Annotated in this window: 12 protein-coding genes; all 12 read right to left on the bottom strand. The window is 40.9% G+C overall.

The genetic code is table 11. The annotated features are described in order from the left end of the window. Window positions 1-4: 4 nt before the first annotated feature. The 12 genes from ACFVS1_RS05575 to ACFVS1_RS05520 all read right to left on the bottom strand — a co-directional run bounded on the left by ACFVS1_RS05575 (window position 5) and on the right by ACFVS1_RS05520 (window position 13,485). Complete coding sequence (locus ACFVS1_RS05575; RefSeq protein ID WP_387545538.1) at window positions 5-1,228, bottom strand: hypothetical protein; 1,224 nt, start codon at window positions 1,226-1,228, stop codon at window positions 5-7. Continuing rightward, on the bottom strand, window positions 1,194-1,754 hold the full coding sequence (gene sigX, locus ACFVS1_RS05570; RefSeq protein WP_352920854.1) for an RNA polymerase sigma factor SigX: 561 nt from the start codon (window positions 1,752-1,754) through the stop codon (window positions 1,194-1,196). The genes ACFVS1_RS05575 and sigX overlap by 35 nt, the downstream gene beginning before the upstream one ends. A gap of 212 nt (window positions 1,755-1,966) precedes the next feature. Beyond that, entirely contained in the window at window positions 1,967-3,760 is a 1,794-nt protein-coding gene (locus ACFVS1_RS05565; protein WP_387549203.1) for an ATP-binding protein, read from the bottom strand. Then, complete coding sequence (locus ACFVS1_RS05560; protein WP_352920198.1) at window positions 3,757-4,473, bottom strand: response regulator transcription factor; 717 nt, start codon at window positions 4,471-4,473, stop codon at window positions 3,757-3,759. The genes ACFVS1_RS05565 and ACFVS1_RS05560 overlap by 4 nt, the downstream gene beginning before the upstream one ends. A gap of 297 nt (window positions 4,474-4,770) precedes the next feature. Then, complete coding sequence (gene ccsB, locus ACFVS1_RS05555; protein ID WP_352920196.1) at window positions 4,771-5,949, bottom strand: c-type cytochrome biogenesis protein CcsB; 1,179 nt, start codon at window positions 5,947-5,949, stop codon at window positions 4,771-4,773. Next, window positions 5,942-7,591 (bottom strand): cytochrome c biogenesis protein ResB, encoded by a 1,650-nt coding sequence (gene resB, locus ACFVS1_RS05550; RefSeq protein ID WP_352920194.1) that lies wholly within the window; start codon window positions 7,589-7,591, stop codon window positions 5,942-5,944. The genes ccsB and resB overlap by 8 nt, the downstream gene beginning before the upstream one ends. 18 nt (window positions 7,592-7,609) lie before the next feature. Next, window positions 7,610-8,140 carry a thiol-disulfide oxidoreductase ResA gene (resA, locus tag ACFVS1_RS05545; protein WP_098865316.1) on the bottom strand — a complete coding sequence of 177 codons (531 nt, stop codon included), beginning with the start codon at window positions 8,138-8,140 and terminating at the stop codon, window positions 7,610-7,612. Between the two features lie 208 nt (window positions 8,141-8,348). Continuing rightward, window positions 8,349-9,089, bottom strand: a complete 741-nt coding sequence (rluB, locus tag ACFVS1_RS05540; protein WP_034308106.1) for a 23S rRNA pseudouridine(2605) synthase RluB — start codon at window positions 9,087-9,089, stop codon at window positions 8,349-8,351. 302 nt (window positions 9,090-9,391) lie between these two features. Further along, on the bottom strand, window positions 9,392-9,931 hold the full coding sequence (locus ACFVS1_RS05535) for a spore maturation protein (protein ID WP_137023788.1): 540 nt from the start codon (window positions 9,929-9,931) through the stop codon (window positions 9,392-9,394). 1 nt (window position 9,932) lies between these two features. Continuing rightward, window positions 9,933-10,526: a nucleoside recognition domain-containing protein gene (locus ACFVS1_RS05530; protein WP_101222457.1), complete on the bottom strand. Its 594-nt coding sequence runs from the start codon at window positions 10,524-10,526 to the stop codon at window positions 9,933-9,935. Continuing rightward, window positions 10,519-11,679, bottom strand: coding sequence for a D-alanyl-D-alanine carboxypeptidase family protein (locus tag ACFVS1_RS05525; protein ID WP_352920189.1), 1,161 nt, complete (start codon window positions 11,677-11,679; stop codon window positions 10,519-10,521). Before ACFVS1_RS05525 ends, ACFVS1_RS05530 begins: the two co-directional genes overlap by 8 nt. Window positions 11,680-11,838: 159 nt before the next feature. Then, complete coding sequence (locus ACFVS1_RS05520) at window positions 11,839-13,485, bottom strand: FAD-dependent oxidoreductase (RefSeq protein WP_387545533.1); 1,647 nt, start codon at window positions 13,483-13,485, stop codon at window positions 11,839-11,841. Between the last annotated feature and the right edge of the window lie 82 nt (window positions 13,486-13,567).

The following is a 13,567-nucleotide window of genomic DNA, read 5'->3' as shown; positions in this document are numbered from 1 at the left end:
TGCATCAATTCACTCGGTTCGGTGCTTTGGGCACCAATATGTCGTCAGTTAAATTCAGCTGGCCTACCTCTTCAATTGGAGCATTTTCAAACTTCACTTTTTCAAAACCAAAATCCTTAGCTATGAAGAGTATGGCTTCTAAGGCTTGAAGGGATTCCTCATTATTTTCAATTGCAGCTTGATCTGATAATTGGATGATCACAAGATCTCCATTAGAGCTTATCTTTTCCCATTTCAGGTCAGGCGGGATTGCAGGAGAAATTCCCTCGATGTCTGCCTCCCCTTTTCCAGCTTGCAGCGCCTCCTCAAAGTCCTGATATCCCATATTGCTTGGAACAAGAAACCTTGGGGAGGACTTATCTTTTTGGTAAAGCAGGTATGTGCGATTTTTTTGATGAGGTATTGCCACCTCCTTTAAATATCCCGCATGTGCAAACTTGGCACCTTTCTTACCTTCTGTAGAAAATGTCAATTTCTCTATATTATTGTAGGAAAGCGTTTCCTCCATCGAATGGAGAAAAAGTGTATCTTCATCCAATAGTTGGCTTTTTTCTTGAAAATCAATATGAGCAGTGGCCATATCGTTTCCTTGGCTAATCTTTATATCAAGTGGAAAATAGTCAGATAACCCATATTGCTCTTCATTGATATCGGACATTTGATTAACTAACTGTTTCAATGTATCACTTTGATCATAATGTTTGAGTTTAATTGAAATGGGAACGATGAAATTCATTTGATCATCTGGGATACCCATCGTAATGATCGATGAATTGTGTAGGTCATCTTGATAGATCGCTTGTGCAAAGTTTTTTTCCTTTTTCCCTTTTCCGGGTTCCATTTCAGAAACCCCGTCTTTAGATTCGATTTTTGCTTGCTTACTCGAAAACTCTTGAATATCCTGTTTATCTTCTGGAGGATTTTCTTTGTTGCTTGCATCCTGCCGTTCACGATCTGCCGTTTCCTTATCTTCAGATAGAGATAATTTCCCACTACTGCCGCTACCCTCTTGACTTGTCGTTCCTTTTTTTTCAATAATTAACGATGATGCCAAAACAACCATTAAGAATAAGGAGGCAACACCCGCAATTAGAGGTATCCAGTGTTTCTTTCTCTTTTTATCATGCACTCTTGCAAACACCTCTGCCTTGGTTCGGTCATCTTTAAATTTCGGAAGCTCTCGGAGCATGTCTTCAATTTCGCTTTCTTTCCAACGGGACCTTCTCAATGCGGTGGCCCTCCTTCCCTGATAAATCCTCCATCAACTTTTTAATAGCCTTTAAAGCACGGTGCTGGGTTGTTTTTACCTTACTTTCACTCCAATTCAATACTTCAGCAGTTTCCGTAATGGACAATCCCTGAATATATCGTAAAATGATGACGGATCTTTGATTCGTGGTACACCGGTTTAAGCATTGATAAATATCTTGGATTTTATCGTTCATGATAGCCACTTCTTCGGGAATGGGTTCTTTATCTTTTATCAATTGCCTATCCCAATCAAAGTTAGGAAAGATTTTGTCTTTCCACCCTTTTTGTTTCCGAAAGTAATCAATCGTCACATTTCTAGCAATCGAATACATCCACGTTTTTTCACTGCTCTTTCCTTCAAACCGTTCATACGCCTTCATCACCCGGATATAGACCTCCTGGACAAGGTCCTCAGCCGTTTCTCGATTTTTAGTCATATAAAATATAAATTGATAAATTTCCTGATGATATTTCTCATAAAGATCGTGGAAAACGGAATCCATCATTTCCCCACATCCGTTCATAAATATAGTCGTCAATCCTAAACAAAAGTTACATACTTCGGCTTTTATCTTATTATAAAATTCCGTTAATTTCCACATATTCGGGACTTATCTGTTTCCTAAAAAAAACAAAGGCAAGTTGGAAAGAATCCAATTGCCTTTGTCTTCTCAGTTCCTTATGAAACAAGATTTTTTGGCAAGCCACCCGTCATTCATTCAGCATTCTCCAAAATTCGAGGCAGGATAAAACTGAACGTCGTCCCTTTATTAGGCAAACTGTTTACCGATATGAAGCCATCATGGGCATTGATTATATTTTTTACGATGGCCAAACCCAATCCGGTTCCCGAACGCCCGCGGGTCCTTGCTTTATCCGCTTTATAAAACCTCTCGAATACAAAAGGTAAATCTTCTTCGGGAATTCCTGATCCAGAGTCCTTCACATCAATGATCAGACCCCTTCGATCATTTGTCCTCTGAATGACATCAATGTTACCTCCTGAAGGAGTATGACGAATCGCATTATCAATTAAATTGGTTAAAACCTGTTCAATACGGTCCGGATCGAAATGCCATTGAATTTGATCATCTTCAAGACTGGCTGATATTGTGATCCCTTTTTCTTTAGCTAGTCCGGAAAACTTACTTGTAATCCTCTTTAAATAAGGTGAAATAGGTACACATTCATAGCTAAGATTCATTTTACCAGATTCCAATTTAGCAAGATCGAGCAGATCATTGACTAAACGTCCCATTCTCAAAGACTCATCATAGATGATGCGGGCCATTTCCACCTTTTCCTCTTCACTGCTCGCAATGTCATCTACGATTGCTTCACTATATCCCTGCAACATTGAAATCGGCGTTCTTAACTCATGGGAGACATTCGCTATGAAATCAGTCCTAAGTTTGTCCATACGTCTTTCATCACTCATATCCCGTATGATGGCGACCGCTCCCCGAATATTGTCGGCATTTGTATATAGCGGACTGACAATCAATCCCCAATCACGTCCCTGCAAGGTAATTTCACCGACCTTCTCCTTATCGAAGGATTCTGATTCGTCAAAAAGATTCATTAAAACCAAGGGAACATTCACATTATCTTCACGGTTAGAGCCCTTTTCAAAGTACCAGGATTGCAGAAACCTTTCCGCGGGCGGATTCGTTTCAAGAATGGTGCCATCTTTATTGAAGGTAATGACCCCATCTGCCATACTGCTAAGAATGCTTGAGAGGTGTTCCTTTTCCTGACTAAGTGCATTCATATTGAATTTTAGCTGCTTCCTCATCTGATTAAACGCTATTGCCAGCTCACCGATTTCATCTTGAGTCAGAATTGGAACCTTGGTATCAAATTTCCCCCGGGCAATCGCTAGAGCGGCTTCCCTCATCTTCACCAATGGGGCATTGATTCTTGTGGATAAAAAGAAAGCAAAAATCGTTGTCAAAATAATGGCGATGCCCGCCGCCAATAAAATGAACTGTGTTGTAGATTTTGTGGTTTCTTCCATGGACTCCAACGATTGAAATAGAAAAACTTCATCCTGTTCCCCATTCAATTCAAGTGGAATGCCTACTACGATTGCTGACAATTCTTCGTTACCCGTTTCATCGGATAGCGCCATTTCCTTTTTTACAGTCTTTCTTTCCGTAAAAACCTTGAGTAATTCTGAATCATTTTTTATGAGTTCCGGTGTGATTTCGAACTCATTATCTCCTCCGATGGATGAGAATATCATTTTGTCATCATTAAGAATGATCATTTTCGATTCGTTGCCTATTATTTCCGAAGCTATTTGTAAAACCTCATTGCTGGATCCCTGATGTTCATTGGTAACCTTAATGATTTGTTCAGCGGTTTTGGTTAAATCATTTTCAATATTTTCAATTTGGAAATTCTCAAAGAATTCGACCAGCAGAACGGTTAAGACGATTAATACAAATGACACGAGCAATAGGATCGTTGCCCATAGCTTCCCTACAACACTGCCCCATAGCATCAGTCATTAACGACTTCGAACTTGTAACCTACACCCCAAACGGTGACAATCATCTTGGCTGCGTTTTCGGATATGCGGTTTAATTTTTCACGTAAGCGTTTAACATGCGTGTCTACAGTTCGAAGATCTCCAAAGAATTCATAGTGCCACACTTCTTTTAACAACTGCTCCCGATCGAAAACCTTATCTGGGGATTTCGCCAAGAAATATAATAATTCATATTCTTTTGGTGTTAATGAAACCTCTTTGTTATCCGCAAGCACACGGTGGGCATCATTATCGATGGTTAGATGCGGGAAGACGATCACATCTTTTGCCGTCGTTTCCGTCTGCATGTAACTTGTGCTTGATGAGCGGCGTAATAAAGCCTTAACCCTTAACACGACTTCACGGGGACTGAAGGGTTTTACGATATAATCATCGGTCCCCACTTCGAACCCTTGTACGCGGTTCACTTCTTCCCCTTTAGCAGTCAGCATGATAATCGGTGTCGTTTTCTTTTCCCTTAATTCACGGCAAACTTCGATTCCATCTTTACCAGGCATCATAATATCCAATAAAATTAAATCATAATCATTTTCAAGGGCTTTTGTTAAAGCCACATCTCCATTTTCAGCTTCATCGATCATGTAATCTTCTCTTTCCAAATACATCTTTAGCAGCCGGCGAATTCTTTCCTCATCATCCACCACGAGAATTTTAATAGCATTATACATTATGTAATCAGCCTCCTATTCATATATTCTACAAAATGAAAACTTCCATGACTAATACTTTTTCCTTACAAAGTACGATAAAGAGCGTATTTCGCATGGCTTCCATGAACCTTTCACCATTTTGTCACAAAAAAAAAGACTTCGACCGCTACCAAGAATTAACAAATGCTAATTAAGCGAAATATTTTTTATAAAAGGAGTGACGGAAAAAGGGATCATTCTCTAGAAAAATCGATAAGCCAACTCCTCGACGTTTCTATCAAAAGACCCCCTTCATCTAAATATTACAATACAGAATCAAGCATATGAATGCAAACCAGCAATAACAAGATTAACGAATATCAAGTTAAACATGATGATGGCAAAACCGATTACGGCAAGCCAAGCTGATTTTTCCCCTTGCCACCCCTTTGACATGCGCAGATGCAAGAAAGCCGCATAAAACAACCAAGTAACCAGTGCCCAGACCTCTTTCGGATCCCATCCCCAGAATCGTGTCCATGCCACTTGAGCCCAGATCATTGCAAAAATGAGGGCACCGAGTGTAAAGATCGGAAAACCGATAAGGACCGAACGATAACTAATCTCGTCCAATAAATTCAAATTCACATTTTTAACGATCGGTTTAATCAATGCCGCCACTCTTTTGCGAGCAATCAACCTTATTAAACCATACAGGATGAGTCCCGCACCGATTGACCAAATTACAGTATTCAGTTTCTTGGCGTTGATCAGTGCAGGCATGTCCACCAGTGGTTCAAACCGATCCGTCTCGATAAGTTTCCCTTCATGGGGACCTACAAGTGCAGGTAGGTTAAATTCTTGCTTAGCCGGTACACCTTTTTTATCGACCCAATCAAAATTCGCCTTATAATCCATGGCAGCAAAAGAAGAAGTGATGATGACGAAACCGATGGTACAGACTAAGGTGAACATGATGGTTTCAAGCCAGAACGTTCTTTTGCTTGATTGTGTCTGATCGACGAATTTGATTAAATAAATGATGGCAGTAATGAAACTTATGGCAAGGATGGACTGTCCTGCCGCTGCAGTCGTTACATGAATATGAAGCCAATCGCTCTGCAGAGCAGGGATAAGTGGCGAAATCTCTGTAGGGAACATACTTGCATATGCGATTATCAATAACGCAATCGGCAAAGCGAATAGCCCAAGGGCAGGTGTTTTATAAAGATAATAAATTAATATGAAAGCACCGACCAGCATCATTCCGAAAAAGGTCGTAAATTCAAACAGGTTACTTACCGGAGCATGGCCGGCAGCAATCCATCTTGTGATGAAATACCCAATTTGCGCTGCAAATCCGATAATGGTAATGAAAATGCCCAGCTTAGCCCATTTGTTTTGTTTCTTTTCCTCCGCTCCGCGTTTATCCTTGATCGATCCCCCAAATAAAAAGGTAGCGATCAGATATAAAATAAAAGCTGCATATAAAAGGTTACTGCTTAATTCAGCCATTTAAAACTTCCCCCTTACTAGAAGATTTCTCCTCTTCAAGTTGATCCATTGGTTCGGAAAGTGATGTTGATTCTATCGCTTGTTTTATATCTCTTTTAATGCCGTGCCAGTTTTTGTTTGTATGGCCGGCCATTAATATCTCATCATCTTTCCTCTTGATCCATATACGCCGGTGATTCCAATAAGACCCTTGGATAACGCCGATCATGAAAATGATTCCACCCGTGAATAGGATCCAAAGCGTTAAATCCTTCCTGACGGTCAAAGCCGTGACATCTTGGGTTTCGACACCATTAAAAGCCATTTTATAAGTGTTTTCCCCTAAAGGCTCCACAGTCTCCTTAATCGCCACGAAACTGACTTCACCCTCTGGCTTATCCGGAGTATGCATCTTAAAGATAAATGCTGGATTATTCGGAATCTTCGATATCGTTCTAGGTTTGCCTTTTTCATCGAACTCGAAATCAGGGAAGTAACTGATCAAGTCAACCGAATATCCTTCTTTCAACTCGTATTTCTTTTGAGGATTATTCAAATCAACCTTTAAGCTGCCATATTTCTCTTCCGTTTTTTTATTTATCAAATTAAAAGCCATCGTACTGAGTTCATCTAATTTATAGTCTACTTGGTAGAGAGCATAATGATCATGTTTCAGAGGTTCATTGACTTTGATTTTATAATCTTTAAGCTTTTGAAGGTCCACTTTTTCCCCTGGTAAAGTTTCTCCCTTGCGCTCATAGAGCGTAACATCGGATTGATAGGTTTTTGCGATCGTACCGGTTTTATCAATGGCAGCACTGTACTGCTCATCTTCTTCATTCTCTTTGTCATATACCTCTAAGGTAAATTCATTATTTTGGAGGTAGTATTCACCATTTGTACCCGGGATTTCTTTTCTCTCGCCTTCACGCAGCCAAAGTACTTTGTCGATATACATCCCAGGGACGGACCGCAATAATGCTCCAATTAAGAAAATGATAAGTCCAATATGGTTTACATAGGGTCCCCAACGTGAAAAACGACCCTTTTCGGCAAGTATATGACCGTTTTCCTCTCGTATATGATAACGCTGCCTTTTTAGTCTACCCTTTACTTCTTCAAGGTTTATATCTTGATCTTCAAGCTTTGTCACCCCATAAATCCGCTGACGTTTCATGAACCCGTCATGACGGGTGACCCCTTGTTTTTTTAACGATTGATATAATGGAAAGAACCGGTCGATACTGGCAATCAACAGTGATATGCCCAGCATGCCTATGATAATCAAATACCACCATGAACTATACAAGTTGTGAAACCCGAGTTCATAATACACCATTCCGAACCAGCCGTATTCCAGTTCATAATGCTCAGCAGGCGTCGCTGTTGCAGGGATGTACATTTCCTGGGGCAAAATCGTCCCGATAGCTGAAGCGATCAAGGCAATGACAATGAGCGTCACACCGACCTTAACGGAAGAAAAGAAGTTCCATATTTTATCGATGATCGTTTTTTTATATGTTTGTGAACGCCTGGCACTTCCTTCATATCTCATATCAATAAGTTTATTCTCTTTTTCGTTATCAAGCACCATTCCGCATTTCCCACAAATCTTTGTGCCAAACGGATTTACATGACCACAATCGCATTTTACTTCTTTCATGTCAAAAACTCCCCAATATTATGGTTTAATTCTCTCCATATGCTTTTGGATGCTCTCTTCTGTCAAAGCTCCGGTGATGATATCTATCACTTTCCCCTCTTTATCAACCAAAAAGGAGACAGGCAATATATCCACGCGATAAGCATTTTCCACTTCCCTACCTTTATCGATCATGACAGGAAAGGTAAGATCATGCTTTGTAATGAAATTATCGACAGCATAGTCAGATTCCCCGACATTAACCGCCAATATCTCAACACCTTGGTCTTTAAAGTTTTTATATTGATTTTCCATATAAGGCATTTCATATTCACACGGCTTGCAATATGTACCCCAAAAGTTCAGGAAGACGCCCTTTCCCTTGTAATCGGAAAGTTTATGCTCTTTGCCTTCCATATCAGTCAAGACGAAATTGGGTGCATCAGATCCTTTTCTCAGACTTTCATTCTTATCTTTAGTGAAGTTCGTATAAAGGGCAAACACTAAAGCTGCACCTAAAAGCAGGAGAATGATGGTTCTGCTAATGAGGCGTCGCTTCTTTTTATCCATAGATATCCTCCTAAGGCCACACTAAATTTAACCATACCATTATACCATTTAACACCATGTCCTTTTTATTTACATTTCTGAAGGTTTTGTGACATTCTTTCCCGATTCATGAAGGAAAAGGTATTTATAGGTTGTTTTCCACCACCCATTCTTCCAGGAGAAGAATGGGATAGTGGTTTCAGCCTATCAATACAGGAAAAATTCTAATCTACATTCTCCGCTGTTTAGGCTCGGTCGTTGCCAATGTCCGCATTAATTTAACTTCATGTGGAGTCAGCTCCCGGGAATCTCCTGCTGTTAAACCGTCCAAGGTCAAGAAACCATATTGTTCCCTTTTCAATTTAATGACGGGATGGCCAATTGCTTCGAACATCCTGCGGACTTGCCTGTTCCTGCCTTCATGTATTGTGATTTCAACGATGGCTGTTTCCTTTTTCTTGTCGGTAGACAATACCCTTGTCTTGGCTGGAGCAGTCTTGCCATCCTCCAACTTGATACCTTTATCCAGCTTTTTCAAGCTTTCACGCAAAGGCATTCCTTTCACTTTTGCCACATACACTTTATCCACTTCATGCTTCGGATGCATTAACGTGTTTGCAAATTCTCCGTCATTCGTTAAAATCAATAAGCCCGAAGTATCGTAATCCAAGCGGCCAACTGGATAAATCCGTTCATTGATGTAAGGGAAAAAGTCCGTTACGACTTTTCTATTCTTATCATCAGAAACTGCCGAAATGACGCCGCGCGGTTTATAGAATAGGAAATAAACCGGGGCTTCTTTTTCAAGCGGGACTTCATTAACCTCAACCTTATCATTAGGCCCAACCTTCACACCTAATTCCTTCACTACTTTGCCGTTCACTTTTACCTTACCTTCTAAAATCAACTCTTCTGCTTTACGGCGGGAAGCCAGTCCAGCATGTGCTATCACCTTTTGTAATCGTTCCATCTATCTTCACCCCATAGTATAATCATTCGTTTGTTATTGTCTATACATACACAATCATACAATTATTACATATGGAGAGGCAAAAACAAAAGGTTTTTCGCGATTAAGAGCTTTTCTTTTATTATTACACCAATAACGGGACGGTTAAATGGGTTTGTTTCCATAATGAGTGTAACATAGCTTATTTTTCCATACAAAAAAATGTTTCTTTTGATGAAAGTTTGATTGCACCTTATTAATGGAGGGCCAATTTTAAGAAAAATGACAAAAAAAAAGAAATGGAATCACCCATTTCCCTACCTTTAATTCATACCGAAAACCAGTGTGACGACAATAACGGCAGCTATGATTCCGATCAAATCTGCCAAAAGGCCGACCTTAAGGGCATCACCCATTTTTTTGATTCCGACGGCTCCAAAATAAACGGTCAATACATAGAAGGTGGTATCTGTACTTCCCTGAATCGTGGCAGCCAAGCGCCCAACAAAGGAATCGGGTCCATAAACCGATATCAGGTCGCTCGTGATTCCTAAAGCGGCTGTTCCGGATATTGGTCTAATAATCGCAAGGGGTAAAACCTCGGACGGAAAATGAAGAAAGGAAAGCAAGGGGTGCAGTGATTGTACAATGAAATCCAAGGCCCCTGATGCCCTAAATACTGAAATCGCCACAAGCATCCCTACCAGGAAAGGGATGAGGGAAAAGGACATGCTGATTCCTTCTTTCCCCCCCTCAACGAAGGTCTCATAGGTGGGAACTCTTTTCAATGTGCCGTACAGTAATATACAGAGAATCAAAATCGGTATCATCCAAATTGAAATGGTGGTCATCCAGTGCAACATCCTATTCCCTCCCGTTCCTCTTTCTCCTGTAATAAAAATATCGATCTATCGCGATTCCTCCAACGGCAGAAATGGCCGTTGCTATTATGGTCGGAAAAACGATGTCCGTCGGGGAGTGGGCATCGTAATTCATGCGGATCGCAATGACAGTAGTTGGAATCAACGTTACGCTTGAGGTATTGATTGCTAAAAAAGTGACCATCGAGCGGCTGACCGTTGCTTTTCCCCCATTTAGTTTCTTTAGCTGTTCCATGGCTTTTATACCAAGGGGCGTAGCTGCATTCCCCAATCCGAATGTGTTTGCCATCATATTGGAAAGTATATACCCCATAGCGGGATGATTAGGAGGAACTTCTGGGAACAGCCATCTCATGAATGGCTTGAACAAGTTGGATAGTTTATCTAACAGCCCCGACTCCTCCGCTATTTTCATCAGACCCAGCCAAAAAACAAGTATGCTCATCAATCCCAGACAAAGGGTGACCGCTTCCTTTGCGCTGACAAAAAGAGCTTCATTCACCTGTTCCATCGTCCCATTAACCATGCCAAAGACAATACCGATCACAAACATCCCGAACCAAATGTAATTAACCATTTCGTCCGATTCCCAATACCGCTTCAAATACCTCAGCCCATGAAGATTGGAATGATTGTTGTTTGAAGCTTTCTTTTGCTTCCCCATAAAAAATCGAACGAGTGCCTATTTTCTTTCCATCGAGATAGATGGATGCTCTGCCGACCACTTCCGGGATTTTCCTTTTATCTTTCCAAGCCTTCTGGGGCTTCAGCAATTTCATTTTTACATTGACCAATTCCCTCTCTTCTTTTGTCAGTGGGTACGAAAAATCATTTTTAATGTAGACATGCCCTTTATATATTTTATTTTCCATATTTTTTACCATGCCTTCGGGTAAAATTTCTGTCGGCTTATAATCCTTAAAGGCGGATTCGTACATTTGAATATGATCATTCCAATCATCCGGGCCATTCAATGTCACAGCAATCAGGTCATGTTCGTTTTTTGTTGCCGTCGTGACCAAGGTTCGTTTTGCTAGTTTGGTATACCCTGTTTTCCCTCCTGTGCAATACTCATATAGTTGTGTAAGTAAACGGTTCTTGTTCTTCCATACATAATCCCATTGTTCATTGGAATTAGGTGCCCTGTGTTCCTTTGTGCCGGCAATCTTTACATACGTTTTATTTTGCATGGCATAACGAGTGAGTATGGCCATATCATATGCGGTTGAATAATGGTTCTTCGTATTATCCAAACCATGTGGATTTGAAAAATGGGTATTTTTCATTCCGATTTCTTCAGCTTTTTGATTCATCATCCAGACGAATCCCTCCACGCTTCCGCCAACCTTTTCGCTGATTGCGACTGCTGCATCATTACCTGAACGAAGCATCAAGCCATAAACCAAGTCTTCGAGCTTAATTCTTTCTCCTACTTTTAAATAAAGTGAAGAGCCCTCCGTCCCGAAGGCATCGCTGCTTACCTTCACTGTTTCATCCATTTGTCCCGATTCAATTGCCAAGATAGCCGTCATTATTTTCGTAATGCTTGCAATACGGTTCTTTTCATGGGCATTCACTTCATAAATGACCCTTCCGCTATCCTCATCCATTAAAATCGCACTATGGGCACTTACGGATACATTTGCTTTGGCGCTTTGTACAGGAGCCATAAAAGACAACAGGAGAATGACGATACACAAACTTGATAACCCTTTATATGGAAAACGCATGAGTGCCCCCTCGTCTCTTTACTTGTTTTTGTACAAGTTTATGCAAGGGGACAAGGGTTATGAATAAAAGAATGTAAACCATCATGATATCTACTGATTTTCTCTTTGATTTCCCATAAAAAAAATCGATAGGGGGACCCCTATCGATTTAGTGTTCTATCATACTAATAATGCAGCAATTTCATCAATTTTCTTAGCTCCGAATACCACTTCTTCATCATTGATGATCATGGCCGGCACGCTCATGACTTTATATTTCTTCTTGATTTCCTGGAAATTGCTTATATCGACCATTTCCGCTTCAACATTAGGATTTTCAATCGCTATGCGCTGAGCGCCCACTACAACGTCAGGACAGTAGTGACATGCCAATGAAACCATAACCTTAATGTTCGCTTTTTTACTGATACCCTTGATTGAATTCAATACGGCTGAATCCAATGCTTGACCAGGCCCGGCCAGGTTATAGATAGCCAAAATGAAGGAATTCAACTCATGGCCGCCTGGTACACCGTGGTATTTGACGCCACTGTATTCACCATTCGAATTTAAGAGGGAAACGACAGGGAACTTGTCTGCATTGATTTTTTCTTCAATTTCCGTATTTTCCCCTTTGTTGTATAACTCAAGATGAAGCTTATCTCCTAATTCCGCAACATCCAACAAGAAGTCTCGTAATTCGACTGATTTTGGCAAACTTTCATCGACGATGGACACTAATGTAACGTCGCTCTCCATCTTGCCGAAGATTCCCTTTAATTGGCCACGTAACGCATCACTCAATAAAGCGCTCTTGCCAGCCGGGACAGCGGCCTGTTCTTTTTTCGCCGGTTTCTCAACTTCAGGTTCATCTTTGATTCCCAGGCGATCTTTTTCTTCTGCAATATATTTATCGGCATCCGTTGCCGCTATCGCTCCATCGGATACAGCTGTGATGATTTGGCGCAAGGATTTTGGCCTTAGGTCGCCCGCAGCATAAACACCCTTCACATTCGTCTTCATATCATCATCGGTTAAAATGTAACCAGCACCATCCATTTCGATATGGCCAGTGAAAATCTCTGTTTTCGGCTCATAACCTATGAAAACGAATACGCCAAACGTACTGTCTTCATCCTTCGCCTTATATTCAAATTCTTCTTTAGTCGCATTATTGATGAAACGGGCACTTTGAATCATCCCGTCTCCATATACCCCAAGGATCTCCGTGTTGAATTTCACTTCAATCTTATCATTGGCCATTACTTTATCAACAATGGACGGGGCACACGAGAAGCTTGATTCCCGGGCGATGATTGTAACTTTTGTTGCAAAGCGTGTCAGGAAAATAGCTTCTTCAGCAGCTGCATATCCTGCCCCGATAACGAATACTTCCAACCCTTCAAAGAATTCACCATCACATGTTGAACAATAAGCTACACCGCGACCGGTAAATTCCTCTTCACCTGGAAATCCCAGTGTTCTTGGAGAAGCACCCGTTGCAATGATGACGGCCCGTGCATGGTAGTCCCCGCCAAGGGTTTTAACGATTTTCACCTCACCGGAGAAATCCACGCCCGTTACATCGGCTTTGGCGAACTCAACGCCAAAATCTTCGTTTTGAAGCTTCATTTCTTCAACTAATCTAGGGCCCGATATATGACGGATACCAGGATAATTGGCTATTTCCGACGTAGTTGCAGCTTGTCCGCCGCCAGTTCCTTTTTCTAGGATTATTGTTTTTAACTTAGCTCTTCCTGCATAAACACCGGCTGAAAGGCCTGCAGGACCGCCACCAATAATTAATAAATCATATATTTTTTTCATCTTTTGTGCTCCTTGCTGAATGATTATAACGTGCTAAACTGATTATTTTGAAAAACAAAAGGCACTTATTTTAGGTAAGTGC

This window comes from Peribacillus sp. NPDC058075 (genome assembly GCF_042885195.1).
Taxonomy (GTDB): Bacteria; Bacillota; Bacilli; order Bacillales; family DSM-1321; genus Peribacillus.
The sequence above is the reverse complement of the archived record's forward strand: the minus strand, read 5'-3'. Positions and strand labels throughout refer to the sequence as shown.